This window comes from Streptomyces albus subsp. albus (genome assembly GCF_000725885.1).
Taxonomy (GTDB): Bacteria; Actinomycetota; Actinomycetes; order Streptomycetales; family Streptomycetaceae; genus Streptomyces; species Streptomyces albus.
Window position 1 is genome coordinate 117,028 of record NZ_JODR01000011.1, and the last position, 24,845, is coordinate 141,872.

At 73.6% G+C, this 24,845-nt stretch carries 22 protein-coding genes; 17 read left to right on the forward strand and 5 right to left on the reverse strand.

The features are described 5' to 3' along the window. Nucleotides 1-5 precede the first annotated feature (5 nt). From IO40_RS0114280 to IO40_RS0114300, 5 genes are all read left to right on the forward strand, one after another. Nucleotides 6-1,292 (forward strand): ABC transporter substrate-binding protein, encoded by a 1,287-nt coding sequence (locus tag IO40_RS0114280; protein WP_031175514.1) that lies wholly within the window; start codon nucleotides 6-8, stop codon nucleotides 1,290-1,292. Further along, on the forward strand, nucleotides 1,289-2,290 hold the full coding sequence (locus IO40_RS0114285; protein ID WP_016472701.1) for a carbohydrate ABC transporter permease: 1,002 nt from the start codon (nucleotides 1,289-1,291) through the stop codon (nucleotides 2,288-2,290). Before IO40_RS0114280 ends, IO40_RS0114285 begins: the two co-directional genes overlap by 4 nt. Beyond that, nucleotides 2,283-3,146: a carbohydrate ABC transporter permease gene (locus IO40_RS0114290; RefSeq protein ID WP_033229420.1), complete on the forward strand. Its 864-nt coding sequence runs from the start codon at nucleotides 2,283-2,285 to the stop codon at nucleotides 3,144-3,146. Before IO40_RS0114285 ends, IO40_RS0114290 begins: the two co-directional genes overlap by 8 nt. A 7-nt stretch (nucleotides 3,147-3,153) precedes the next feature. Further along, nucleotides 3,154-4,392: a Gfo/Idh/MocA family protein gene (locus IO40_RS0114295; RefSeq protein WP_016472703.1), complete on the forward strand. Its 1,239-nt coding sequence runs from the start codon at nucleotides 3,154-3,156 to the stop codon at nucleotides 4,390-4,392. 379 nt (nucleotides 4,393-4,771) lie between these two features. After that, nucleotides 4,772-5,623 carry a MurR/RpiR family transcriptional regulator gene (locus IO40_RS0114300; RefSeq protein ID WP_016472704.1) on the forward strand — a complete coding sequence of 284 codons (852 nt, stop codon included), beginning with the start codon at nucleotides 4,772-4,774 and terminating at the stop codon, nucleotides 5,621-5,623. A 27-nt stretch (nucleotides 5,624-5,650) separates the two neighbouring features. Here the strand turns inward: IO40_RS0114300 and IO40_RS39805 are convergent, their stop codons facing one another. Together IO40_RS39805 and IO40_RS37645 are read right to left on the reverse strand one after the other, a co-directional pair. Further along, entirely contained in the window at nucleotides 5,651-6,667 is a 1,017-nt protein-coding gene (locus IO40_RS39805; RefSeq protein WP_418952582.1) for a maleylpyruvate isomerase N-terminal domain-containing protein, read from the reverse strand. 4 nt (nucleotides 6,668-6,671) lie between these two features. Next, nucleotides 6,672-7,073, reverse strand: a complete 402-nt coding sequence (locus tag IO40_RS37645) for a VOC family protein (RefSeq protein ID WP_016472706.1) — start codon at nucleotides 7,071-7,073, stop codon at nucleotides 6,672-6,674. 289 nt (nucleotides 7,074-7,362) lie between these two features. On the opposite strand from IO40_RS37645, the gene IO40_RS0114315 reads away from it, so the two are divergent. Then, nucleotides 7,363-8,541 carry a PP2C family protein-serine/threonine phosphatase gene (locus IO40_RS0114315; RefSeq protein WP_016472707.1) on the forward strand — a complete coding sequence of 393 codons (1,179 nt, stop codon included), beginning with the start codon at nucleotides 7,363-7,365 and terminating at the stop codon, nucleotides 8,539-8,541. Nucleotides 8,542-8,649: 108 nt separating this feature from the next. Here IO40_RS0114315 and IO40_RS0114320 read toward each other — a convergent pair whose 3' ends face one another. Both IO40_RS0114320 and IO40_RS0114325 read right to left on the reverse strand, forming a co-directional pair. After that, on the reverse strand, nucleotides 8,650-9,573 hold the full coding sequence (locus tag IO40_RS0114320) for an aldo/keto reductase (protein WP_016472708.1): 924 nt from the start codon (nucleotides 9,571-9,573) through the stop codon (nucleotides 8,650-8,652). 37 nt (nucleotides 9,574-9,610) lie between these two features. Beyond that, nucleotides 9,611-10,324 carry a type 1 glutamine amidotransferase domain-containing protein gene (locus IO40_RS0114325; RefSeq protein ID WP_016472709.1) on the reverse strand — a complete coding sequence of 238 codons (714 nt, stop codon included), beginning with the start codon at nucleotides 10,322-10,324 and terminating at the stop codon, nucleotides 9,611-9,613. A gap of 298 nt (nucleotides 10,325-10,622) precedes the next feature. Here IO40_RS0114325 and hutU point away from each other — a divergent pair, with 298 nt between their 5' ends. From hutU to IO40_RS0114355, 6 genes are all read left to right on the forward strand, one after another. Then, a complete protein-coding gene (gene hutU, locus IO40_RS0114330) occupies nucleotides 10,623-12,293 on the forward strand; it encodes a urocanate hydratase (RefSeq protein WP_016472710.1) in 1,671 nt (556 codons plus the stop codon). Nucleotides 12,294-12,370: 77 nt separating this feature from the next. After that, nucleotides 12,371-13,573 (forward strand): allantoate amidohydrolase, encoded by a 1,203-nt coding sequence (locus IO40_RS0114335; protein ID WP_031175516.1) that lies wholly within the window; start codon nucleotides 12,371-12,373, stop codon nucleotides 13,571-13,573. 80 nt (nucleotides 13,574-13,653) lie between these two features. Then, a complete protein-coding gene (locus tag IO40_RS0114340; protein ID WP_031030410.1) occupies nucleotides 13,654-14,985 on the forward strand; it encodes a formimidoylglutamate deiminase in 1,332 nt (443 codons plus the stop codon). Between the two features lie 91 nt (nucleotides 14,986-15,076). Further along, complete coding sequence (hutI, locus tag IO40_RS0114345; protein ID WP_016472713.1) at nucleotides 15,077-16,273, forward strand: imidazolonepropionase; 1,197 nt, start codon at nucleotides 15,077-15,079, stop codon at nucleotides 16,271-16,273. Between the two features lie 132 nt (nucleotides 16,274-16,405). After that, nucleotides 16,406-17,851: an MFS transporter gene (locus IO40_RS0114350; protein ID WP_167344770.1), complete on the forward strand. Its 1,446-nt coding sequence runs from the start codon at nucleotides 16,406-16,408 to the stop codon at nucleotides 17,849-17,851. Further along, a complete protein-coding gene (locus IO40_RS0114355) occupies nucleotides 17,848-18,336 on the forward strand; it encodes a MarR family winged helix-turn-helix transcriptional regulator (protein WP_031175518.1) in 489 nt (162 codons plus the stop codon). Before IO40_RS0114350 ends, IO40_RS0114355 begins: the two co-directional genes overlap by 4 nt. Nucleotides 18,337-18,719: 383 nt before the next feature. Here IO40_RS0114355 and IO40_RS0114360 read toward each other — a convergent pair whose 3' ends face one another. Further along, a complete protein-coding gene (locus IO40_RS0114360) occupies nucleotides 18,720-19,712 on the reverse strand; it encodes an RNA polymerase sigma factor SigF (RefSeq protein ID WP_016472716.1) in 993 nt (330 codons plus the stop codon). A 260-nt stretch (nucleotides 19,713-19,972) separates the two neighbouring features. Between IO40_RS0114360 and IO40_RS0114365 the strand changes: the two genes are divergently transcribed. The 5 genes from IO40_RS0114365 to IO40_RS0114385 all read left to right on the forward strand — a co-directional run bounded on the left by IO40_RS0114365 (nucleotide 19,973) and on the right by IO40_RS0114385 (nucleotide 24,426). Beyond that, entirely contained in the window at nucleotides 19,973-20,371 is a 399-nt protein-coding gene (locus tag IO40_RS0114365; protein WP_030406387.1) for an STAS domain-containing protein, read from the forward strand. A gap of 485 nt (nucleotides 20,372-20,856) precedes the next feature. Next, nucleotides 20,857-21,333: an ATP-binding protein gene (locus tag IO40_RS38775; RefSeq protein ID WP_016472718.1), complete on the forward strand. Its 477-nt coding sequence runs from the start codon at nucleotides 20,857-20,859 to the stop codon at nucleotides 21,331-21,333. A gap of 181 nt (nucleotides 21,334-21,514) precedes the next feature. Further along, on the forward strand, nucleotides 21,515-22,297 hold the full coding sequence (locus IO40_RS0114375; protein WP_031175519.1) for an LPXTG cell wall anchor domain-containing protein: 783 nt from the start codon (nucleotides 21,515-21,517) through the stop codon (nucleotides 22,295-22,297). Nucleotides 22,298-22,306: 9 nt separating this feature from the next. Beyond that, a complete protein-coding gene (locus IO40_RS0114380; RefSeq protein WP_016472720.1) occupies nucleotides 22,307-23,431 on the forward strand; it encodes a COG1470 family protein in 1,125 nt (374 codons plus the stop codon). After that, complete coding sequence (locus IO40_RS0114385; protein WP_030406384.1) at nucleotides 23,428-24,426, forward strand: neocarzinostatin apoprotein domain-containing protein; 999 nt, start codon at nucleotides 23,428-23,430, stop codon at nucleotides 24,424-24,426. Before IO40_RS0114380 ends, IO40_RS0114385 begins: the two co-directional genes overlap by 4 nt. Nucleotides 24,427-24,845: the final 419 nt, after the last annotated feature.

The following is a 24,845-nucleotide window of genomic DNA, read 5'->3' on the forward strand; positions in this document are numbered from 1 at the left end:
CCGGCGTGCGCAGACGTTCCCTTCTCGGCGCCGCCGCGACGACGTTCGGTACGACAGCGCTCGCGGCAGGCTGCGGCAGTCCCTCGACACCCTCCTCCGTGGCCGCGGGCCCACGGCGGGGAAAGATCACCTACGGCGTCTGGGACGTCTACCAGCTGCCCGCCATGAAGAAGGCCGCCAAGGAGTTCGAGCGGACCCGGCCGGGCGTGACGGTGGACGTGCAACTGACGCCGAACGCCACCTACTGGACGAAGCTGCGCACGGCCTGCTCGGGCGGGTCGGCGCCCGACGTCTTCTGGATGAACGGCCCCAACTTCGGCCTCTACGCGGCCAACGGACAGCTGCTGCCGCTGGAGACCGAGGGACCGGACGCGGTGGTGGACCCGGCGGCCTTCCCGTCCGACCTGGTCGAGCTCTACCGCTGGCAGGGCACCCAGTACGGCGCTCCCAAGGACTTCGACACGGTCGCGCTGTGGTTCAACAAGGAACTGTTCGACCGGGCGGGAGTGGACCACCCGGACGGATCGTGGACCTGGCAGGACCTGATCAACAACGCGCAGCGGCTCACCGACCGGCGTCGCGGCGTCTACGGGGTGGGCGCCCCGGTGCGGGCCCAGGAGAACTACTACAACTCCATACCGCAGGCCGGCGGCTGGGTGATCTCCCAGGACCGCCGCGAGTCCGGTTACGCCGACCCGCGGACGCTGGAGGGGCTCAAGCTGTGGATCGACATGATCCACCGCTACCGGGCCTCGCCCACCCTCCAGCAGCTCACCGACACCGACGCCACCCAGATGTTCCAGGCGGGCAAGCTGGCCATGACGTACGAGTGCTCGTACAACGCGGCGACGTTCTGGGCCGACCCCGCGCTGCGCCGCAAGGTGGGGGTGGCCCCGCTGCCCAAGGGGCGGCGGCGCGCCAGCGTCATCCACGGCCTGGCCAACGTCGTCTACGCCGGGACCCGGTACCCCGGACTGGCGCGGGAGTTCGTGCGGTTCATGTCGAGCCGGAAGGGTGCGCTCATCCAGGCCGAGCACGGCACCGCCATCCCGGCGCGCAACGGCACCCAGCAGCCGTGGGCCGACGCGATGCCCACCTTCGACCTGAAGGTGCATCTGGACGCGGTCGAGTACGCGGTGCCGTATCCGATCTCCACCAACACCGCCGCCTGGTCGCACAAGGAACTCCAGCTGCTGTCCAGGGCCTGGAGCGGCAACGAGAGCCTGGCCGACGTCTCGCGGTCCCTCACGGGGGCGATGAACCGGCTGCTCGCCCAGGAGGGGGCGGCATGAGCGTCGAGACCGAGGCACGACCGGTGACGGGTGACGCGCCGCCGCCCGCGCGGGGCGGCGCCACAGCCCCCGACCAGCGGGCGCTGCGCAAGCGGGAGCGGCGCTTCCTGTACCGCGACAAATGGTGGGGCTACGCGCTGATCGCCCCGGCGGGGCTGGGACTGGCGGTCTTCTATCTGTGGCCGGTGCTCCAGACGCTGTACTACAGCTTCACCGAGTGGGGGCCCTTCGGCGGCACCACATGGATCGGGCTGGAGAACTACCGCACCCTGGTGCACGACCCGGAGGTGTGGCAGTCCCTCCTCAACAGCCTCGTCTACACGGCGCTGGTGCTGCTGGGCATACCCGTGTCGATGGTGCTGGCGGTGCTGCTCAACCTCAAGGGCATGCGCTGCACGGGCCTCTACCGCACCCTGTACTTCCTCCCCGTCGTCACCATGCCCGCCGCGGTCGCGGTCGTGTGGCGGTGGCTCTACAACGGCGACGTCGGCATCCTCAACCAGGCCCTGTCCGCGCTCGGCATCGACGGCACCTACTGGGTCTCCGACCCGGGCGTGGTGCGGTTCGCGGTCGCGGCGGTCGGGGTGTGGATGACCGTCGGCTACAACATGATCCTGCTGCTGGCCGGACTCCAGGGCATACCCCAGGACTACTACGAGGCGGCTTCGCTGGACGGCGCGGGGCGCGTCCGGCAGTTCTTCTCCGTCACCATGCCGCTGCTGAGCCCCACCCTGTTCTTCACCACGGTCCTGTCGGTGATCCAGTCGCTCCAGGTGTTCGACCTCATCTACATGATCCTGGGCGCCAACACCTCGGTCGGCGTCACGAACCCGGCCTACAGCGAGGGCCAGACGATCGTGATGCTCTTCTTCCAGAAGTCGTTCTTCGACAACCAGCGCGCGTACGGCGCGGCCATCGTGTGTGTGCTCTTCGTCCTGATCATGGCCCTCACCGCCCTCCAGTTCCGGTTGCAGAAGAGGTGGGTCCACTATGGCTGAGACGACAGCACGCACTCCGCGTCCCGCCCGCCGCCCGCGCCGGGAGGGCCGCCTGTGGCCGGCCCACCTGGTGCTCTCCGTCGGCGCGGTCGTCACCGTCTTCCCGCTGCTGTGGCAGGTCCTGACCTCGTTCAAGACCTTCGGCGAATCCACCCGGGTGCCGCCGACGATCCTGCCCGAGCACTGGGACTGGTCGAACTACGCGACGGTCTTCTCCTCCATCCCCTTCACCGACCAGCTCCTCAACACCGTGCTGATGACGCTGCTGCGCACCGCCGCCCAGCTGCTGCTGTGCTCCATGGCGGCGTACGCGTTCGCGCGCATCCCCTTCCCCGGGCGCGGTGCGATCTTCCTCGGCTTCCTGGCGGTGCTGATGGTGCCGGGCCAGCTCTTCCTGCTGCCGCAGTACCAGATCATGCAGGACCTCGGCTGGCTCAACTCCCTCCAGGCGCTGGTGGTGCCCGGCATGTTCAGCGCGTTCGGCACCTTCCTGCTGCGGCAGTTCTTCCTGGGGCTGCCCGCCGAACTGGAGGAGGCGGCCCGGCTGGACGGCGCCAACCCGTTCACCGTCTTCTGGCGGATCGCCCTGCCACTGGCCCGGCCCGGACTGCTGGCGCTGGGCATCCTCACCTTCCTGTGGTCCTGGAACGACCTGATGTGGCCGCTGGTCGTCAACACCGACCCGGCGCAGATGCCGCTGTCGGCCGGCCTGGCCTCCCTCCAGGGCGCCCACCTGACGGAGTACCCGGTGCTGATGGCCGGCTCCGTCCTGGCCACCCTGCCGGTGATCCTCGTCTTCGTGACGATGCAGCGGCAGTTCATTCAGGGCATCGCTTTCTCCGGCATGAAGGGCTGAGCTGCACATGACCGACACGACCACGGCCCCGGCGACCGACGGCGGCCCGCGCACCCCCGAACGCGATCTGCGGCTGGCCGTCATCGGCCTCGGCCAGCGCGCCACCCTCGCCCGGGTGGCGCACCGTCCCGGCGAGGGCTCCCAGGTGGTGGCCGCCGTCGATCTCGCGCCCGAGATGTTCCCCCGCGCCCGCGAATGGTTCGGCGACGGCATACACCTCTACACCGGTCACCGCGAACTGCTGGACGCGGAGGACCTGGACGCCGTCTTCGTCATCACCCCCGACCACACCCACGAACAGCTCGCCGTCGAGCTGCTGGAGGCCGGCGTCGCCGTCTTCGTCGAGAAGCCGCTGGCCATCACCACCGAGGGCTGCGACCGCGTACTGGAGGCGGCGCGCACCAGCGGCGCCCGGCTGTACGTCGGACACAACATGCGCCACATGCCGGTGGTGCGCACCATGCGCGAGCTGATCCAGCGTGGCGAGATCGGCGAGGTCAAGGCCGTCTGGTGCCGGCACTTCGTGGGGCACGGCGGCGACTTCTACTTCAAGGACTGGCACGCCGACCGTCGCTACACCACCGGCCTGCTCCTCCAGAAGGGCGCCCACGACCTCGACGTCATCCACTGGCTGGCCGGCGCCTACACCGAGCGGGTCACCGCGCTGGGCGGGCTAACTGTCTACGGCGACATCACCGACCGCTCCGGCCAGGCCCCCGGCGCGGTGATGCCCGACTGGTTCGACCCGGAGAACAACTGGCCGCCGCTGTCCAACACCGGCCTCAACCCGGTGGTCGACGTGGAGGACCTGTCCATGATGGTGATGCGGCTGGAGGGCGGGGTGCACGCCAGCTACCAGCAGTGCCACTACACCCCCGACTACTGGCGCAACTACACCGTCATCGGCACCGAGGGCCGGCTGGAGAACTTCGGGGACCACGGCGACAGCGCCGAGGTCCGGGTGTGGCAGCGCCGCAGCGGGTACCGCGCCGACGCGGACCTCGTCGTCCCGCTGGAGACACCCGACGAGAGCGGACACGGCGGCTCCGACCCGCTGCTGGTCGCGGAGTTCCTCCGCTTCGTACGCTCCGGCGGCCGGACGGACACCAGCCCGGTAGCCGCCCGTGAGGCGGTCGCGGCCGGTGTCGCGGCCACCGAGTCGCTCCGGGACGGCGGCCGTCCGGTGACGGTGGAACGCGTCGCACCGGACCTGGCCCGCTGGTTCGAGGAGGGCCAGGCGGGCTGACCCGGGGAGCGCCGCCGGTGGCCTGCTGCCGCCCGGTGGGGCCGACCGCTCTGCGGCGGCCCGCCGCCCCGTGGGGCCGACCGCGGTGCGGCGGCCTGCCGTCCGGTGGGACCGACTGCGGTGTGGTGGCCCGTTGCCCGACGGGGCCGACCGCGGTCCGGTGGAATGCGCTCTACGCTCGCGCTCCGGCTCGGGGCGGTGCCGTTCGGCCCGGTGGGGGTCTCGTACGGGTCCGGAGTCGTACGACCGTCCCGGGGCGATTCCGCGTGGAGTGGCCCGCCCGGGCCCTCCCGCTCCGCCCCGTGGGCCGCCTTGCCGCAGCCGTGTGGCCCTGCATAGGGTTATGCAAGGGTGGAGCGGGCTGTATGAGAGGTGCGGGATGAGCAGCGCGAGCGCGCGGTTGCTGAAGCTGTTCGAGGGGCACCGGCTGACCCCCACCCAGCGGCGCATCGCCCACTGCATGGTGCGCCGCGCCGACGACGCGCCGTTCCTCTCCAGCGTCGAACTGGCCGATCTCGCAGGGGTCAGCCAGCCGTCGGTCACCCGCTTCGCGGTGGCCCTCGGTTTCGACGGCTACCCCGCGCTCCGCCGCCATCTGCGGGAGACCGAACCGGGCGAGGGCGCCGAGACGGGACCGGACGGCGACCCGGCGAACGGCGTCAACGAGTACCAGCAGGCCGTGCACGCCGAGATCGAGAACCTGCGGCACCTGGCCGGACTGCTGGCGGACCCGGCACCTGTGGAACGGGCCGGTGCACTGCTGGCCGCCTCCCGCCCGTTGCCCGTCCTGGGGCTGCGCGCCGCGGCGGCGCAGGCCGGCGGTTTCGCCTACTTCGCCGCCAAGGTCCACCCCGACGTGCGGCTGCTCACCGAAGGCGGCTCCATGCTGCTGGACCGCATCGACGGCTGCGTGCGTGCAGGGGCAACGGCGCTGCTGTGCTTCGCCCTGCCCCGGCACCCGCGCGAGACGGTGGAGGCGCTGGACCACGCCCGGGAGGCGGGGCTGACGGTCGTCACCGTCGCGGACAGCGCCTTCGCGCCCGTCGCCCGCCCCGGCGATCTGCTGCTGCCCGCCGCCGTCGGCACCGCCCTCGCCTTCGACACCGCCTGTTCCCCGATGATGCTGGGCCGGGTGCTGCTGGAGGCCATGTGCGACGGTCTGCCCGACGCGCAGGCCCGGCTGGAGGAGTTCGACGCCAGGGCGAGCGAACGGGGCCTGTTCGCGGAGTGACCGCCGGTGCCGCCGCCCGGCACGGGGCTAGCTGCTCCTGGCGGCGGTGTCCGTCGGGCGGGGGTCCCGGCCGAGGAAGGCCAGCAGCCGGTGGTCCGGCGGCGCGGAGGGGCCCAGGGCGACGGGCGGCCCGAACAGCGGGTGCCGGGCGCCCTCGTGCGGGACGAGCCGGTGGGCGACGGGCAGCAGACGGGCCGCCAGCGGGAGCGGGAGGGCGTGGTCGGGGCGGCCGGCGGCGCGGGCGATGTCCCAGCCGTGCACGGCCAGTTCCACCGCGCCGGCCAGCGCGAGGGCCGTGGCGGTCAGCGGGGCGTCGGCCACCACGACCGGCTGCTGCGGGCGGGGCGGGCCGCTGCCGGCGCGGACACCGCTGAGGACGCCCAGTGCGCGGGCCGCGCGCAGCCGGAACGCGGCGGCGGGGTCGTACGCGGTCGCCCCGCAGATGGCTGTGTCCCGGGTGGCTTCGCGGGGTGCGGGGACCGGGCGGGGCGGGGGACACAGTGCGACGGCGCCGTCCGTGAAGCCTTCGTGGAGGGCCGCGAGAGAGTCGTCCGCGTGGGCGAGCAGCCGGCCCAGATCCCACTGGGCGCACGGGGTCGGCCGCGCCAGCAGGGCCGGGGTCACCGTCTGGGCGGCGCCGAGCGCGTAGGCGACCGCGCGCCGCAGCAGCTCGGCGGCCCGCGCCGCATGCCCGTCCCGGCCGTCACCCTCGTCCCGCCCCGGAGGTTCGCCTCGCCCCGAGGGCGCGTCCCGCCCCGGACGCCCGCCCCGGGCGCCGCCGCGCTCTTGGAAGGGCCCCCGCTCCCGGACGGAGGCCGGCTCCGTGACAGGTCCCTCCCGGACGGGCCCCTCCCCTCGGACGGGCCCTTCCCGGACAGGACCCTCCTCTCGGACGGCTCCCCCTTCCCGGACGGGTCCCCCTTCCCGAAGAGGACCCTTCCCCCGGACGGGACTCTCTTCCCGGACGGGCCCCTCCCCCCGGCCAGGGCTCCCCTCCCGGCCAGGCCCCTGCTCCCGGTTGCCGCCCTCCTCCTGCCGGTGCACGGCGCTAGGGGGTGGTGCCGTCGTCGGTGGCCTCGAAGAGCTGGACGTAGTTGCCGTCCGGGTCCTCCAGGGTGCCCAGCAGGACGTTCTCGTCGGCGGCCTCCACCGGGCGGATCCAGCGCGGATTGAGCTCTTCGGTGAGCCGCTTCTCCATGTCGCGGATGCCGGTGACCTCGAAGTTGACCAGGACACGGCCGGGCTCCACGGACCTGCGGCCCACGTCGTCGCGGCGTTCGAAGATGACATAGGTGCCGCCCAGTTCCAGGAAGAGCGGGCCGCCGTCGGGCCCGTCCTGGTCCGCCGTCTCCTCGGGGACGAACGCGGACCGGTACCACGCGTGCAGCCGCTCGGGGTCCGTGCTCCCCAGCACGATGCCGCCCACCCGGGGGTTCCTCCGCTCCGTCATCACGTACTGCCTCCCGCACTCCGGTGGCGCCGGGCCCTGTGCACCGGCACTCACAGGACCGACCGGCCGCGGCGCGGAAACTCATCGCTCGGTCCGGATTTTCCCGGGGACGGGTGATGCGGGACACCCGGCGCCCCGCCCGGCCTGCGGTACGGTGACCACCCGCGGAACCCGGATCCCGGCTGACGGAACGCGGGCTCCGCCCCGGGGACGCGGCACGGAAACCGGCCGAGCCGGCGCGGTCCCCGGCGGGGGCGGCCGGCGGGCCCCGCACAGAACCAGGACCGTCGTGGACAGATTCGCCGCCTTCCAGCAGGAGCTGCGCTCCGCGCCTCCGCACGCCCTGGTCTCCGTGGCCGCCGAACACCTGCACGCGTGGTACGGCGCGGGCCGGGTCGAGGTCCGGATGATCGACTACGGCATGACGTCCCTCCAGCGGGTGGAGAACGAGGCACCGGGGAGCGACGCGGTGCCGGTGCACGACAGTGCGCAGGGGCGGGCGTTCGGTGCGCAGGAGCCGTACCCGGTCTGTGACGTGGACGGCAATGTCGTCGTCCATCTGCCGCTGACCATCCGCGGCGACCGGCTGGGCACCGTGTCGATTCAGCTGCCGGACGGTGCCGAGGTCCGGCCGCTGCTGCCGAAGCTGCGTGAGGTGTGCGAGGCGCTCGGGCACGAGATCGTCGTCGCCGAACGGGACACCGATCTGTTCCTGCTGGCCCGCCGCGTCACCCGGCTCACGCTGGCGGCGGAGATGCAGTGGCAGCTGCTGCCGGGCCGCTCCTGTGTGCGTCCCGAGTTCGAGGTCGGCGCCCATCTGGAGCCCGCCTACGCCGTCTTCGGCGACACCTTCGACTGGGAGGCGTCCGACCGCTATCTGACGCTGAGCGTCACCAACGGCATGGGGGAGGGCATGGACGCCGCCCTGCTGACCAGTCTGGCGGCCGGCGCGCTGCGCAACGCCCGCCGGGCCGGGCTCGACCTCGCCGGCCAGGCCACCTTGGCCGATCAGGCCGTCTACGCGCAGCACCAGGGGTCGGCGTATGTGTCGGTACTGCTGGTGCGGGTCGAGCTGGCCACCGGCAAGGTGGAGGTGGTGGACGCGGGTTCGCCGCAGATGTGGCGGCTGCGGGGCGGGCGCACGGTCGAGCGGATCGACTTCGACCACCAGTTGCCGCTGGGCATGTTCGAGGACACCGTCTACCGGGAGGAGCACTTCACGGTGCTGCCCGGGGACCGGCTGCTGCTGGGCAGCGACGGCGTCTACGAGACCCCGGGCGCGGGCGGCGAGAAGTACGGCGAGCGTGCCCTGGCCCGCTCGCTGACCGCCAACCGGCTGCTGCCGGCCAGCCAGGTTCCCGTGGCGATACTGCGGGAGCTGGCCGACTACCGCGCGGAGCGACCGCTTGAGGACGATGCGCTGGTCATGTGCCTGGACTGGCACGGGCGGCCGGAGCGGGACGGCTGAGCCGCCGTCCCGCCCGGCGGGGGACCTGCGCGTCCTGTGCCCCTCGTACGCGCTGCCGCCCGGTCCGCGGGCCGGTGGCGGGGACCCGTCCGGCCGCCCTCCGCCCCGTCAGCCGGTGCTGTCCGGTTGGCGGGGCGCGACGACGGCGTCGGAGAGCGCCGCGAACTCCTCGTCGGTCAGCCGGATGCGGGCCGCCTCGGTGTTCTCCTCCAGATGGGCGACCCGCGAGGTGCCGGGGATGGGCAGCATCACGGGGGAGCGGCGCAGCAGCCAGGCCAGGGCGAGCTGTGAGGGGGTGGCCTCGTGCTGCCGGGCGGCGGCGTCCAGCGGGCCGCCGGGGCGGGCCAGCTCGCCGGTGGCGATGGGGAACCAGGGGATGAACGCGAGGCTGTTCCCGCGCGCGGTCTCCTGCTCCGCGTACTCCAGTACGTCCTCGGCGCTGCGGTCGGCGAGGTTGTAGAGGTTCTGGACGGAGACGACGGTGGCCAGTTTCCTGGCCTCCTCCAGCTGGGCGACCGAGACCTCGGACAGCCCGATGAAGCGGATCTTGCCCTCCTGCTGGAGCAGGGAGAGTTCGCCGAGCTGGTCGGCGACCGGCACCTTGGGGTCGATGCGGTGCAGCTGGAACAGGTCGATGCGCTCCAGGCCCAGGTGGCGCAGGCTCAGCTCGCACTGCTGGCGCAGGTATTCGGGGCGTCCGACCGGCCGCCAGTCGTCGGGTCCCGCGCGGGTCAGCCCGGCCTTGGTGGCGATGACCAGGTCGTCGGGGTAGGGGTGCAGGGCTTCGCGGATCAGGCGTTCGCTCACGAACGGGCCGTAGGAGTCGGCCGTGTCGATGAAGTCGACGCCCAGGTCGACGGCGCGGCGCAGTACCCGGACGGCCTCGCCGGGGTCGCGCGGCTCACCCCAGACGCCGGGTCCGGTCAGCTGCATCGCGCCGTAGCCGAGCCGGTTGACGGGCAGTTCGCCGCCCAGGCGGAAGGTGCCGGAGGCGTCCGCGGGCCGGTCGTCGGAGGGTGGGCGGGTCGTCATCAATACGTTCCCCTCGTCGTGACGGTCGGTAGGGCTTTCAGCCAAGCATCTTGATGACCTCCGCCGCCACGGGGCCCGCGGAGGCCGGGTTCTGGCCGCTGACCAGGTTGCCGTCCACCACCACGTGCGGCTCCCAGGGGGCGCCCTCGTCGAAGTGGGCGCCCGCCTCCACCAGCCGGTCCTGGAGCAGCCATTTGGCCTTGGCGGCCAGGCCGGTCTGCTGTTCCTCGGCGTTGGTGAAGCCGGTCAGCCGGCGGCCGTGCACCGCGCTGGCGCCCTGCTGGGTGTGGGCGGCCAGCAGCGCGGCGGGGCCGTGGCAGACGATGCCCAGCGGCCTGCCGGACTCCAGGGTGCGGACCAGCAGGGTGCCCGAGTCGCTGTCGGTGGCCAGGTCCTCCATGGGGCCGTGGCCGCCCGGGTAGAAGACGGCGTCGAAGCCGGCGGGGCCGCCGCCGCTGTCGATGCGGACGTCCTCGACGCTCAGCGGCTGTCCCAGCTCGACGAAGGCGTCGAGTCCCTGGGCCACCCGGTCGGCGGCCTCCTGGGAGCCGTTCGCCTCCGCGGAGAGGCTGGCCTGGTCGACGCTGGGCACCACTCCGCCGGGGGTGGCGACCGTGATCCGGTGGCCTGCCGCCTTGAACGCCTCGTAGGGGGTGACCGCCTCGTCGGCCCAGAAGCCGGTGGGGTGCTGGGTGCCGTCGGCGAGGGTCCAGTGCTGGGCGCCGGTCAGCACAAAAAGGATCTGCGACATGTCGTTCTCCGGGCTGTGGGGGCTGGATGTGCGGTTTCGGGTTCGCGGGGGTGTGGGGGAGATGTACCGCGCGGGAGCGCGCTGACGTGCGGTACCCGGGGGGTCCCATCCGTATGCCGGACCGCCGGTGGGCTTTTCGGCGAACCGGGACGTGCCGGTCCCCCGGGCACCGGCCGGGAGGGGCCGCCCGGTGGATGTCCGGTGGATGTCCGTCCGGCGCACCCGTTGACTAGATCTATTCACTGCGTATCGTTGGTGAATAGATCCGATACGGCTGGAGTCGAGGAGGCAGGGTCATATGACCAGCACCGCGGGACCGCGCCCGGTCAGGGCACCGCGCGGCAGTGAGCTGAGCGCGCTCGGGTGGCAGCAGGAGGCCGCACTGCGGATGCTCCAGAACAACCTCGACCCCGAGGTCGCCGAGCACCCCGACAAACTCGTCGTCTACGGCGGCACCGGCAAGGCCGCCCGCGACTGGGCCTCCTTCGACGCGATGGTCCGCACCCTGCGCACCCTGCGCGGCGACGAGACGATGCTCGTCCAGTCCGGCCGGCCCGTCGGTGTGATGACCACCCACGAGTGGGCCCCGCGCGTACTGATCGCCAACTCCAACCTCGTCGGCGACTGGGCCAACTGGGAGGAGTTCCGCCGCCTCGAACAGCTCGGTCTGACGATGTACGGCCAGATGACGGCCGGCTCGTGGATCTACATCGGCACCCAGGGCATCCTCCAGGGCACCTACGAGACGTTCGCCGCCGTCGCCGCGAAGAGGTTCGGCGGAACACTGGCCGGGACCATCACCCTGACGGCCGGACTCGGCGGCATGGGCGGCGCCCAGCCCCTCGCCGTCACCATGAACGACGGCGTGGCCATCGTCGTCGAGTGCGACCCCTCCCGCATCGAGCGCCGCATCGACCACGGCTACCTCGACGTCCGCGCCGAGGACACCGCCGAGGCCCTGCGGCTGGCGGTCGAGGCCCGCGACGCCCGCCGGCCGCTGTCCATCGGCCTGCTGGGCAACGCCGCCGAGGTCCTGCCCCGGCTGCTGGCCGAGGGCGCGCCCATCGACATCGTCACCGACCAGACCTCCGCCCACGACCCGCTGTCCTACCTGCCGGTCGGCGTCGATTTCGCGGACATGGCCGCCTACGCCGCCGAGAAGCCCGCCGACTTCACCCGCCGCGCCCGCGAGTCCATGGCCGCCCACGTCGAGGCCATGGTCGGCTTCCAGGACGCGGGCGCCGAGGTCTTCGACTACGGCAACTCCCTGCGCGGCGAGGCACAGCTCGCCGGATACGCGCGCGCGTTCGACTTCCCCGGTTTCGTCCCCGCCTACATCCGCCCCCTCTTCTGCGAGGGCAAGGGCCCCTTCCGCTGGGCCGCGCTCTCCGGCGACCCCGCCGACATCGCCGCCACCGACCGTGCCCTGCTGGAGCTGTTCCCCGAGAACGAGTCCCTCGCCCGCTGGCTGCGGCTCGCCGGGGAACGCGTCCACTACCAGGGGCTGCCCGCGCGCATCTGCTGGCTCGGCTACGGCGAACGGGCCGCGGCCGGCGAGCGCTTCAACGACATGGTCGCCTCGGGTGAACTCGCGGCCCCGCTGGTGCTGGGCCGCGACCACCTCGACTGCGGCTCCGTCGCCTCCCCCTACCGCGAGACCGAGGCCATGCGTGACGGCTCCGACGCCATCGCCGACTGGCCCATGCTCAACGCCATGCTCAACGTCGCCTCCGGTGCCTCCTGGGTCTCCCTCCACCACGGCGGCGGCGTCGGCATGGGACGCTCCCTGCACGCCGGGCAGGTCACCGTCGCCGACGGCAGCGCCCTGGCCGGTGAGAAGCTGCGCCGCGTCCTGACCAACGACCCCGGCACGGGCGTCATCCGCCACGTCGACGCCGGCTACCCCGAGGCCGAGGCCGTCGCCGCCTCCCGCGGCGTCCGCATCCCCATGCGGGAGGGCGACCGGTGAGCTCGCACGACAGGGAGCGGCCCGGTACCGCCGCGCCCGCCCGGCGGGCCTCCTCGCGAGGGGACGGCTTCCACGCCATGTGGAAGGAGCTGCTGCCGATCGGCAGGGCGGGCAGCGGCGGCTACCGGCGGTTCGCCTGGACGGGGCCCGACGCCGAGTGCCGGGCGTGGTTCCGCGCCCAGGCCGAGGCGCGCGGCCTGGCCTACGAGGTGGACGCCAACGGCAACCAGTGGGCGTGGGCCGGTGACAAGGACGCGGGCGACGCCGTGGTGACCGGCTCCCACCTGGACTCCGTCCCCGACGGCGGCGCCTTCGACGGCCCGCTCGGCGTCATCTCCGCGTTCGCCGCGCACGACGAGCTGCGCGCCCGCGGCGTCACCTTCCGCCGGCCCTTCGCGGTCGTCAACTTCGCCGACGAGGAGGGCGCCCGCTTCGGCGTCGCCTGCGTGGGCTCCCGGCTGCTGACGGGCTCCCTCACCCGCGAGGGCGCCCACGCGCTGCGGGACGCGGAGGGGATCTCTCTACCGCAGGCGATGGAGGCGGCCGGCCACGACCCGGGCGCCCTGGGCCCCGAACCGGAACGCCTGGCCCGCATCGGCGCGTTCGTGGAGCTCCACATCGAGCAGGGCCGCACCCTGGCGGCGGCCTCCGACAGCGCGGCGGCCGGCTCCCACCGGATCGCGGTCGCCTCGGCGATCTGGCCGCACGGCCGCTGGCGGTTCGACTTCCGCGGGGAGGCCAACCACGCGGGCACCACCCGGCTGGAGGACCGCCGGGACCCGATGCTCACCTATGCGAACACGGTGCTGGCCGCCCGCAAGAAGGCCCGGCTGGCGGGTGCGCTGGCCACGTTCGGCAAGGTGACGGTGGAGCCGAACGGCGTCAACGCGGTGCCCTCGCGGGTCAGCGGCTGGCTCGACTCGCGGGCTCCGGACGAGGAGACGCTGGCGTCCGTGGTGGCGCAGATCGAGACGGCGGCGGCCGAGCGCGGCGGGCGCGACGGGGTGGCCGTCGAGGTGACACGGGAGTCGGCGACCCCGCTGGTCGAGTTCGACCACGCGCTGCGCGACCGGCTGGTGGAACTGCTCGGGGGACAGGTGCCGGTGCTGCCGACCGGCGCCGGACACGACGCGGGTATTTTGTCCGCTTCGGTGCCCACGGCCATGCTGTACGTCCGGAACCCGACCGGCGTCTCGCACTCACCCGCCGAGTTCGCCGAGGAGGACGACTGTGCGGCGGGCGTCGTGGCGCTCGCCGACGTACTGGAGGGCCTGGTGTGACGACGAGGACGAGGACGAACCCCAACGCCACCGGGCCCGCCCCCGGTGACGCCCCGGCCGAGAAGGTCTACTGGTGCGAACTGGCCTGGCTCAACGGCACCGTCGAACCGCAGGTCGTGCTGGAGGTGACCGGACAGGGCAGGCTCGGCGCCATCCGCACGGCCGTCGGGACGCCCCCGCCCGGCGCCACCGTGCTGCGCGGTCTCACCCTGCCGGGCCTGGCCAACGCGCACTCGCACGCCTTCCACCGGGCCCTGCGCGGCACCGTCCAGGTCGGCTCGGGGACGTTCTGGACGTGGCGCGACAGCATGTACCAGACCGCCGCCCGGCTCACCCCGGACAGCTACTACACGCTGGCCCGCGCCGTGTACGCCGAGATGGCACTGGCCGGCATCACCTGTGTGGGTGAATTCCACTATCTGCACCACGGTCCGGGCGGGGAACGGTACGACGACCCCAACGCGATGAGCCACGCCCTGGTCGCCGCGGCGGCCGACGCGGGCATCCGCATCACCCTGCTGGACACCGCCTACCTGGCCTCCGGCATCGGCCGCAAGGGACGCGGCGAGGCGCCGACGCGGCAGCAGCTGCGCTTCAGCGACGGCACCGCACAGGCGTGGGCCGAACGCGTCTCCGCCTTCCGGCCCCAGGGCGACCACGTGCGCACCGGGGCGGCCGTGCACTCCGTACGCGCCGTCCCGGCCCGCGAGCTGGGCACCGTCGCGCAGTGGGCCGAGGAGCGCGGCGCACCCCTCCACGTCCACCTGTCCGAGCAGACCGCCGAGAACGAGGCCTGTCTGGGCGTGCACGGCATGACGCCGACCGCGCTGCTGGCCGAGCACGGCGTGCTCACACCGCGCACCACCGCCGTCCACGCCACCCACCTCGACAAGGACGACATCCGCCGGATCGGCCGGTCGGGCACCGGCGTGTGCATGTGCCCCACCACCGAACGCGACCTGGCGGACGGCATCGGCCCCGCCCCCGCGCTCGACCGCGCGGGCGCCGCACTGTCGCTGGGCAGCGACAGCCACGCCGTCATCGACCTGTTCGAAGAGGCCCGCGCGCTGGAGCTCGACGAACGCCTCGCCAGCCGCACCCGCGGCCACTGGACCGCCGGGCAGCTGCTGCGCGCGGCGACCGAGGGCGGGCACACCGCACTGGGCTGGCCCGAGTCGAGCCGGCTGGAGACCGGCGCCCTGGCCGACTTCACCACCGTGGGACTCGACTCGGTCCGCACGGCCGGGCCCGTCCCCCGGCTCGCCGCCGAGGTGGCCGTGTTCGCCGCCACGGCCGCCGACGTACGGCACACCGTGGTGGGGGGCCGGCACATCGTGCGCGACGGCGCCCACACCCTGGTGGACGACGTGCCCGGCGCCCTCGCCCACGCCATCGCCGCCCTCCGCCCCTGACCCCGGGCCCGGCCCCGCCCCCTCGGGAAGCGGAACCCCGCGAGGGGGCGGGGACGGGCGCCCGGGACCACCCGCCGCACAAGGACACCCCATGCCGCACACCAGCACGGTCCTGACCAATATCGCCTCGCTCGTCACCAACGATCCCGCCCAGGGGGACGGAAGCCCGCTGGGGCTGATCGAGAACGCCGCCCTCGTCCTGGAGGGCGACAAGGTCGCCTGGGCCGGCCCCGCCGACCGGGCCCCGGCTGCCGACACGGTCGTCGACGCCGGCGGCGGAGCGGTCGTCCCGGGCTTCGTGGACAGCCACTCCCATCTGCTGTACGCGGGCGACCGCACCCAGGAGTTCAACGCCCGGATGTCCGGCCGCCCCTACACCGCAGGCGGCATCCGCACCACCGTCAAGGCGACCCGCGAGGCGTCGGACGCCTCCCTCGCGGCGACCCTCACCGCCCACCTCGCCGAGATGCGGCGCCAGGGCACCACCACGGTCGAGACCAAATCGGGCTACGGACTGACCCCCGAGCACGAGGCCCGGGCGCTGCGCGTGGCGGCCGAAGCGGGCGTGGACGAGGTCACCTACCTGGGCGCCCACGTGGTGCCGCCGGAGTACGCCGACGACCCGGACGGGTACACCGCGCTGGTGGCCGACCAGATGCTGCGGGCCTGCGCCCCCTACGCGCGCTGGGTGGACGTCTTCTGCGAGGAGGGCGCCTTCGACGGCGACCAGTCCCGCGCCATCCTGACGGCGGGCAAGGCCGCGGGTCTCACGCCCCGGGTGCACGCCAACCAGCTCTCCTACGGGCCCGGCGTCCAGTTGGCGGTGGAGCTGGAGGCGGCGTCGGCCGACCACTGCACGCACCTGACCGACGCGGACATCGACGCGCTCGCGCACAGCGACACCGTGGCGACGCTGCTGCCCGGCTGCGAGTTCTCCACCCGGGCCGTCTATCCCGACGCGCGCCGCCTGCTCGACGCCGGTGCCACGGTCGCCCTGTCCACGGACTGCAACCCGGGCTCCTCGTACACGTCGTCGATGCCGTTCTGCATCGCGATCGCCGTACGGGAGATGAACATGACGCCGGACGAGGCCCTGTGGTCCGCGACGGCGGGCGGGGCGCGGGCGCTGCGGCGTACGGACGTGGGCCGGCTGGCACCGGGCTGCCGGGCGGACGTCGTGCTGCTGGACGCCCCCTCGCACGTACACCTCTCCTACCGTCCGGGCGTGCCGCTGGTCGCCCAGGTGTGGCACCGGGGAGAGCGGGTGCCGGACGGGCGGCCCGTCTGACGGACCCGTGTCCGCTGTCGGCGGGTACTTGTACACTCACAAAGGTTGTGGAAGTACAAGCAAACGGGGGGCCCGTTGACCGACACCGAACTCAGCCCGCGCCGCCGGGCGTTGGTGCTCGCGATCTGCTGCATGTCGCTGCTGATCGTCAGCCTGGACACCACGGCCCTCAACGTGGCCCTGCCGGACATCCGCGCCGATCTGCACGCCTCGGTCTCCGGGCTCCAGTGGGTGGTGGACGCCTACACCCTCGTGCTGGCGGCCCTGCTGATGCTGGCCGGTTCGACGGCGGACCGGATCGGGCGGCGCCGCGTCTTCCGCTGGGGCCTGGGCCTCTTCGTGCTCGGCTCGCTGCTGTGCAGCCTGGCGCCGGGGCTCGGATGGCTGGTGGCCGCCCGCGCGCTCCAGGCGGTGGGCGGCTCGATGCTCAACCCCGTCGCCATGTCGATCATCACCAATACCTTCACCGAACCCCGTGAGCGGGCCCGCGCCATAGGCGTGTGGGGCGGCGTCGTCGGCATCAGCATGGCGGCCGGCCCCATCCTGGGCGGGCTCCTGGTCGAGGTGAGCGGCTGGCGGGCCATCTTCTGGGTCAACGTCCCGGTCGGCCTGGCCGCACTGCTGCTGACCACGCGGTACGTCCCCGAGTCCCGTGCGCCGCGCGCCCGCCGCCCCGACCCGGTGGGCCAGCTCCTGATGGTCGTCCTGCTGGGCGCCCTCACCTGGGGCATCATCGAGAGCCCGCACCAGGGGGCCGCCTCCCCGCTGGTGCTGGGCTGCGCGGCAGCCGCCGTGCTCTCCCTGGCGGGTCTGCTGGTCTACGAGTCGCGCCGCACCGAGCCGCTGATCGACTTCCGCTTCTTCCGCAGCGTCCCCTTCGCGGGCGCCACGGCGGTGGCCGTGTGCGCGTTCGCGGCTCTCGGCGGCTTCCTGTTCCTGACGTCCCTCTACCTCCAGGAGGTACGCGGGATGAGCGCACTGCACGCCGGGCTGTGCACTCTGCCGATGGCCGTGATGACGCTGGTCTTCGCCCCGCTGTCCGGCCGGCTGGTGGGCAGCCGCGGCCCCCGGCTGCCGCTGCTGGCGGCCGGCGCCGGGATGACGGCGTGCGGACTGCTCTTCGCCCGCACCGCCTCGGCCGACCTGCCGCTGTGGGTGCTCTTCGTCGGCTACGTCCTGTTCGGCATCGGCTTCGGCCTGGTCAACGCGCCGATCACCAACACCGCCGTCTCCGGGATGCCGCGCGCCCAGGCGGGGGTCGCCGCCGCACTGGCCTCCACCAGCCGGCAGGTCGGCTCCTCCCTGGGCGTGGCCGTCATCGGCGCGGTGATGGCGGCGGCGACCACGGGCCGGGCCGGCGGCCTGGGCGATGCCGCCGGGTTCCAGGACGCGCAGCGCACCGCCTGGTGGATCCTGGCCGGCTGCGGCCTTTCCGTGCTGGCGCTGGGCGCGCTGACCACCGGCCGGTGGGCCCGCGGGACCGCGCGGCGCACCGCCCATCTGCTCGGTGACGAGAGCCCCCAGGCGCCTTCCCCGCGGGCGGCGGACCGCGCCGGGAGCGAGGCGGCGGCGGGATGAGCGAAGCACTCCGCGCCCGCGAAGAGAGTGCGGCGGCGGCATCGCGGGAGGAGGGCGGGGCCGAGGAGACCGCCGCCCGGGTCTGGCGCGAGCTGTGCCATCTCGTGCTGGAGGCCGCCGATGTGCGCAGACAGGTCACGGAGACACTCGGCATGAGCTACTTCCGGGCCAAGGCGCTGCGCCGTATCGCCGACAAGGGCCCCCTCACCCTGAGCGCGCTGGCGGCGGCACTGTACGCGGACGCCCCCTACACCACGCTGGCCGTCGACCACCTGGTGCGGCGCGGCCTCGTCACCCGGGAGCCGAACCCGGCCGACCGCCGCTCCAAGCTGGTGGAGGTCACCGAGGCGGGGGCCCGCGCGGTGGCCGAGATGAGGCGGATCACCGACACCCCGCCGCCGGCGCTGCGGGGTCTGCCCCAGGCCGATCTGAGCACCCTGGAGCGCATCCTGGACGACGCGCTGCACGGCCCCCCACCGGACTGAGCGGCGGACACGTGGCATGGGCCCACGCTCGCCGGACGGTCACGGCCCGGCGCCGGGTGGCCGCCGGGCGTGCCGGAGGGCCGAGGGCCGGGTGCCCGGAATGCCGAGGGCCGGGCGTGCGGAACGGCCGGGCGCCCGGCGTCCGGAAAGCCCAGGACTTCGCGTGCCGGAGGGCAGAGGTCCCGGCGCCCGGGAAACCGAGGTCCCGGCGCCCGGGAAACCGAGGTCCCGGCATGCCGAAGGGCCCGAGGTCCCGGTGTGCGGAAAGGCCGAGGTTCCGGCGTGCGGAAAGGCCGAGGGCCCGGCCGGACGTGGGACGGGTCCGGCCGGGCCCTCGGCACGCGGAGTCGCCGTGCACACCCGAAGGTGTGCGGCGCCCCGCGTCACTCCTCGACCAACAGCCCCTTGCGGAGCTTGCCCAGGGTGCGCGAGAGGAGACGGGAGACGTGCATCTGGGAGATGCCCAGTTCCTCGCCGATCTCCGACTGGGTCATGTTCGCCACGAAACGCAGGGAGAGGATTCTGCGGTCGCGGGCGGGGAGTTCGGCGATCAGGGGTTTGAGGGATTCGACGTACTCGATGCCTTCGAGTCCGTGGTCCTCGTAGCCGATGCGGTCGGCCAGGGCCCCTTCGCTGTCGTCCTCCTCGGGCTGGGCGTCGAGCGAGCTGGCGGTGTAGGCGTTGCTCGCCGCCATGCCTTCGACGACTTCCTCGGTGGAGATGTCGAGCCGCTTGGCCAGTTCCTCGACGGTCGGTGCGCGGTCGAGGGTCTGGGCGAGTTCGTCGCCGGCCTTGGCCAGGTCGAGCCGGAGTTCCTGGAGGCGGCGGGGTACGCGCACCGACCAGGACGTGTCGCGGAAGAAACGCTTGATCTCGCCGACGATGGTCGGCATCGCGAAGGTGGGGAACTCGACGCCGCGGTCGAGTTCGAACCGGTCGATCGCCTTGATCAGGCCGATGGTGCCGACCTGGACGATGTCCTCCATGGGCTCGCTGCGGGAGCGGAACCGGGAGGCGGCGAACTTCACCAGTGCGAGGTTGAGTTCGACGAGCGTGTTGCGGACGTACGCGTACTCGTGGGTGCCCTCTTCGAGGGTCTCCAGGCGCCGGAAGAGCGTCTTGGACAGGGCCCGCGCGTCCAGCGGGCCGACCTCGTCATAGGGTGGGATCTCAGGGAGCTGGAGCTGGTCGAAGAGGTCGGCTTCCACCGCCTCGGCGATCGCTTCCGTGCTCGCCCGGTCACCGTCGGGGACGTCGATGGGCAGGGACTGGGGATCCGGCAGTTGGTCCGGGCTGAACTGCTCCGGGACGGCGGGAGTGGTCGCGACCTGCGTCTGGGCGGGGTCGGATATCCCGTTGGCGAGCCGGGGTGACATGGCTGTCCTCCATGGTTTCTCGGCATATGGCTGCCGAAGCCGTGACGTGCACTACGGGGTGCGGCGCCTCCAAGGCCGACGTTGGTTCGGTATCTGTACTAGACCTACCTGTTTCTCCACAGGCAGAGCAAGTTCGTTACGTCCCGTGACGTCCGGTTTCGTGCAATGTTCGGCTACCGGTAACGCCGCCGAGGGCGTAGGGTTCGAACCGCCTCACGGGGGAAGCAGTGAAGGCCCTCACGCGATCAGAAGGGGTGTGCATGGACCGCGGGATGCCCGGCAGCACAAGCCGGGGCCGGCTGACGGTCGACGTACGGCACGAGGGAGAGAGTGCCGTGGTGACCCCGGACGGTGAGCTCGATCATCACACCGCGGAACTGCTGCGCGAGCCTCTGGAGCGCAGCGTCGACGACGGGTACAGCCGTCTCGTCGTCGACTGCTCGCGGCTGGAGTTCTGCGACTCCACGGGGCTGAACGTACTGCTCGGCGCCCGGCTGAAGGCGGAGGCCGCGGGGGGCGGTGTGCACCTGGCGGCGATGCAGCCGGTGGTCGCGCGGGTCTTCGAGATCACGGGGGCCAACGCGGTCTTCACCGTGCACGAGGATCTCGCGTCGGCGCTCCGGCACCCGTCGGGCGCGTCACCCCAGCCCGACGCGTGACCAGCGCGTTGCACGCATCACACAGGTCCGGCTCAATCCGTAAGTGTTCTCACGGTGCGTCCGGGCAGGAGTCCAACGAATCTGTCAGTCATTCGTGTACAGCGCGTCAAGGGTCCGCCGGTGGCGGGCCGACGTGGGACGGCGAATCGTGAACCGGTGATCGGTGAGGTGAACCACTGATGAGCACCACCCGGCCGCAACCGGCGGGCGACCGCGGTCCGGAGCCGGATGGCACTCCGGCGACCGCGGGCCCGGGGTGCGGCGCGGCCGGGGACGCGCGGGCTCGGACCGCGGGGGAGCGGCCCGCCGAGGCGGGGGCCGGCCCGGTCGCGGTGCCGTCCGACGGGGGCCCTTCCGTCGAGGCGGGGGCCGCTGACGCGCAGGTGCGGGCCGGTACGGATACTGGGCGTGGGCCGATCTCCGGAGTCTTGAATTCCGCGGCTGCTTCCACGTCCGCACCCGAACCCGAAGGGGGGAAAGGCGCCATGGGGACCGCTGCGGAGAGTGCGGCCTCGGCCGCCGCCGGAGCCGCACGCCAGCCGAGCCGGCCGATGCGGCAGGTACGCAGGCTGCGGCTGGTCGGAGCGAGTGGTGCCGTGCCCCGCGCGCGGGACTTCACCCGCCAGGCCCTGCACGACTGGGGCTGGCTGCCCGCGGCCACGGCCGATCAGCGGGCCGCGGCCGAGGATGTGCTGCTCGTCGTCTCGGAGCTGGTGACCAACGCCTGTCTGCACGCCAACGGGCCCGAGGAGCTGCGCGTCGGCGCCGACTCCAAGGTGCTCCGGCTGGAGATCGTCGATCTGGGCAGCGGTTCCCCCGCCCCGCGCACCCCGCACCGGGCCGGGCGGCCCGGCGGGCACGGCATGTTCATCGTCCAGCGGCTGTGTCTGGACTGGGGTGTGGTGCGCAATCCGGACGGACCGGGCAAGACCGTGTGGGCGGAGCTGGCGGCGCCCAGCTGACGCGTACCGCGGAGCCCCTGCGTACGACGAGGGCCCGGTGGCCACAGTGGCCACCGGGCCCTGACGTTTTCGCGCACGCGGTGCGAACTCTCTTCCCTCGGCAAGGGGGCGGGGCTACTGTCGGCAGCCGAATCTGATGTGTCGTCAGTAACTTGCGAGTCCGGATGAAGGGGGAACCCCCGTGTCCCACAGCAAGCCACACTCCGCCCGCACGGTCGCCGCCACGGCGGTGGCGGCCCTCGTCGCCGGATCAGCCGTGCTGCTGACGGCCCCGGCCGCGAGCGCCACGACCGTCGACGTGGACTACCAGTGCAAGACGCCCATCGGTGACAAGGGCGCCGTCTCGCCCATCGACATCAAGGGCGTCAAGAGCGGCAGCGGCTACAAGCTCACCATGTCCTTCGAGAAGGGCGTCTCCTCCAGCCCCATCGAGCTGGGCAAGGGCGCCATGAACCCCAGCGCCAAGATCAAGCTGGGCGGTGCGGAGACCGGCACCGTCTCCGTGAGCGGCCCGCCCAACGAGGAGAAGATCCCCGCCAACACACCCATCAAGATCCCGGACCTGTCCGGCACCTACACGCCGAAGAAGACCGGCAAGGTCACCTTCACCGCGAGCACCCTCACCATCAAGGCGCTGGGCACCACCACCACCTGTGAGCCCAAGAACAACCCCAAGCCCTCCCTCACCCTGGACGTGACCGCGGCGGGCGGCGGCGGCTCGGACGGCGGGTCGGGCGGTTCCGGCGGGGCGACGGGCGGCGGCTCGGACGGCGGTACGGGCGGCGCCACGGCCGGCGGCGGGTCGGCCTCCACGTCAGGGGGCGCCTCCGGCGGCGGCGAGCTGCCCAAGACCGGACCCACCGACTCGGCGGTGGCCCTGGGCACCCTCGGCGGGACCGTGCTCCTGGCCGGCGTCGGAGGCGCCCTGTGGGTCACCCGGCGCAGGGCCGCGGTCCGGCCCTGACCCGTGCCGATGCGAGCCGCACCCCCGCGTCCCCGTGCCACGCCGGCCCCGCACCCCGGCGCCGGGCGGACGGTGGCGCGGGGGCTGCTAGGACTGTTGCTCGCCCTGCTGTGGGTGTGCGGGGCGGCGAGCGGCGTGGGCGCCGGGGCGGACCGGGACGGCGACTCCTGGACGGCGGCGCCGCAGCCACCGGAGGGGGCGCCCACGGCGGACGCGCGGTCCTTCTTCTATCTGGAGGGACCGCCCGGCACCGTGCTCACCGATGTGCTGGCCCTGACCAACCCCGGTGACCGCCCCCGTACGTTCCGGCTGCGCGGTGCCGACGCCTACAACCGGGGCGGCGGCGACTTCGCCGTCCGGGAGGAGGGCCGCAGCGAGGGGGCCGGGAAGTGGCTGGCGCTCGCCCGGGACACCGTCGAGGTGCCGCCGCGCACCCGCGCCCAGGTGCCGCTCAGCGTGACGGTGCCCCGCGAGGCCGTGCCGGGGGACCATCCCGCGGCGGTCGTCGTCAGCGACGGCGAGCGCACCGCCGGTGTCCGCGTCCACCTGCGGGTGAGCGGCCCGACACTGGCCGCGCTCGGCGTCGAGGACGTCTCCGTCACGGGTCGGGACGACGGTACGGCCCGGATCAGCTACACGCTGGTCAACCGGGGCAACACCGCGTTGCGGCCCCGGCTGGCGGTGCGCGTGGACGGGCTGTTCGGGCCGCTGACACGGCACGCGTCCCGTCCGCTGCCGGTCGAGCTGCTGCCCGGCCAGCGGGTCACCCGCCACGAGCGCTGGAGTGATCCGCCCCGGCTGGACGTGGCCGACGTACGGCTCACCGTCACGGCGGACGGCGGCGCCCGGGACGTGGCCACCACCTCGTACACGGCCGTGCCCTGGGGCTGGGCCGGCGGACTGCTGCTGGCGCTCGGGGCGGGCGGCGCGGGCTGGTACCTGCGCGGCAGACGGCGTGCGGGCGGCGGCCCGGACCCGGCCCGCGACGGCCCCTCCGAGGGCCGCACCGGCGGCGGGCGCGGCGGCCGGGGAGCCGGCCGGAGCGGCCACGACGGCGGGGCGGACGGTGACGAGGCGGGGGAGCGCGGGGACGGCAGCGGCGGACAGCACGAGTTGACGGGAGCGGCGAAGTGACGACCAGCGTCCGACGGACCGTGTGTCTCGTGGCGGCCCTCGCGGGGCTGCTGCTGCCGGCGGCGGCCTCCGCCTCGGCGGCGGGCGGCGGCCCCGCCCCGGCGGAGACCGCGCGCAAGCCGCGGCTGACCCTCTCCCAGGACGAGGCCGGGGCCGGGGCCACCGTCACGGTGCGCGGCAGCGGCTGGCGGCCCGGCACCCTGCTCACCCTGCTGCTGTGCGGCCAGAACGCGATCGGCGGCACCAACAGCTGCGCCAACGCGGAGGGACGTGCCGTCACCACGGACGGTGAGGGCCGCTTCACCGGCAAGCTGCCGGTCGCGGAGCCGCCCAAGCCGTGCCCGTGCGTGGTGCGCGCCGCCACGGTGACCGGCGACTACGCGGCGGCCGACGCGGGCTTCAAGGTCGCGGGCCATCCCGTCGCCCCGCTGCCCGAACGGCGTTCCGGGGGCCGGCTGGCCGTGCTGGCGGCGCGGCTGGAGGGGGAGAGCGGGGTGCTCAACTGGTTCGGTGCCCCGCAACAGCGGACGCTGGTGCTGACCGTCGGCAACCTGGGCTCCGAGCGGGCCAGGAACCCGGTCTTCGAGGTGGGCACCTCGCACGGCGTCCTGGCGCCCGAGTGGGAGCGGCAGCAGTGGCGCGGCACCGTCGATCCGGGCCAGAAGCGGCGGATCGAGCTGGATGTCGAGCTGGCGGCCGGTGCGCACGGTGACTACGCGGTGGCGGCCCGGCTGGACCGGCGCACCCTGACGGAGCAGCCCTGGGACGTGGGCCGGCCCTGGGGGGTCACCCTCTTCTGGATCCTGCTGTGCGTGGTGGTGCCGGCGGGGATCTTCCGGCTGGGCATGCTGCTCGTCAACCGCCTGCGCCCCGTCCCACCGGACAGCCCCGGGACGGCGGAAGACGGCTCCGGAACGCCGGACGGCCCCGGGCGACCGGGAAGGCGCGGCCGGACCACGAAGGCCGAACGTCGGGACCGGACCGCCAAGACCTGACGTCGGGGCGGGGCCGCCAAGGCCGAACGGCGCGGCGGGACCACCAAGACGGGTCGTCGGGCTGGGGCCGTCGTGGCCGAACGGCGCGGCGGGGCCGTCAGGGCCGAACGGCGCGGCGGGACCACCAAGACGGGTCGTCGGGCCGGGGCCGTCAAGGCCGAGCGTCGGGCCGGGGCCGCCAGGGCCGAACGTCGGGCCGGGGCCGTCAGGGCCGAACGTCGGGACCGGATCACGAGGCCGAACGTCGGGGCGGGGCCGTCAAGGCGGGACGTCGGGACCGGACCAGGAGGCCGAACGGCGCGGCGGGGCCGTCGTGGCCGAACGGCGGGGCGGGACCGTCAAGGCCGAGCGGCGGGACCGGACCACGAGACCGAACGGCAAGGCCGGACCGCCAAGACCCGACGCCGGGCCGGGGCCGT

Coding starts and splice junctions, on each gene's coding strand:
- IO40_RS0114285 (WP_016472701.1), top strand. CDS start 1,289: ATGAGCGTCGAGACCGAGGCACGACCGGTGACGGGTGACGCGCCGCCG.
- IO40_RS0114290 (WP_033229420.1), top strand. CDS start 2,283: ATGGCTGAGACGACAGCACGCACTCCGCGTCCCGCCCGCCGCCCGCGC.
- IO40_RS0114295 (WP_016472703.1), top strand. CDS start 3,154: ATGACCGACACGACCACGGCCCCGGCGACCGACGGCGGCCCGCGCACC.
- IO40_RS0114300 (WP_016472704.1), top strand. CDS start 4,772: ATGAGCAGCGCGAGCGCGCGGTTGCTGAAGCTGTTCGAGGGGCACCGG.
- IO40_RS37645 (WP_016472706.1), bottom strand. CDS start 7,073: ATGACGGAGCGGAGGAACCCCCGGGTGGGCGGCATCGTGCTGGGGAGC.
- IO40_RS0114320 (WP_016472708.1), bottom strand. CDS start 9,573: ATGACGACCCGCCCACCCTCCGACGACCGGCCCGCGGACGCCTCCGGC.
- IO40_RS0114325 (WP_016472709.1), bottom strand. CDS start 10,324: ATGTCGCAGATCCTTTTTGTGCTGACCGGCGCCCAGCACTGGACCCTC.
- hutU (WP_016472710.1), top strand. CDS start 10,623: ATGACCAGCACCGCGGGACCGCGCCCGGTCAGGGCACCGCGCGGCAGT.
- IO40_RS0114335 (WP_031175516.1), top strand. CDS start 12,371: ATGTGGAAGGAGCTGCTGCCGATCGGCAGGGCGGGCAGCGGCGGCTAC.
- hutI (WP_016472713.1), top strand. CDS start 15,077: ATGCCGCACACCAGCACGGTCCTGACCAATATCGCCTCGCTCGTCACC.
- IO40_RS0114350 (WP_167344770.1), top strand. CDS start 16,406: ATGTCGCTGCTGATCGTCAGCCTGGACACCACGGCCCTCAACGTGGCC.
- IO40_RS0114355 (WP_031175518.1), top strand. CDS start 17,848: ATGAGCGAAGCACTCCGCGCCCGCGAAGAGAGTGCGGCGGCGGCATCG.
- IO40_RS0114360 (WP_016472716.1), bottom strand. CDS start 19,712: ATGTCACCCCGGCTCGCCAACGGGATATCCGACCCCGCCCAGACGCAG.
- IO40_RS0114365 (WP_030406387.1), top strand. CDS start 19,973: ATGGACCGCGGGATGCCCGGCAGCACAAGCCGGGGCCGGCTGACGGTC.
- IO40_RS38775 (WP_016472718.1), top strand. CDS start 20,857: ATGGGGACCGCTGCGGAGAGTGCGGCCTCGGCCGCCGCCGGAGCCGCA.
- IO40_RS0114380 (WP_016472720.1), top strand. CDS start 22,307: ATGCGAGCCGCACCCCCGCGTCCCCGTGCCACGCCGGCCCCGCACCCC.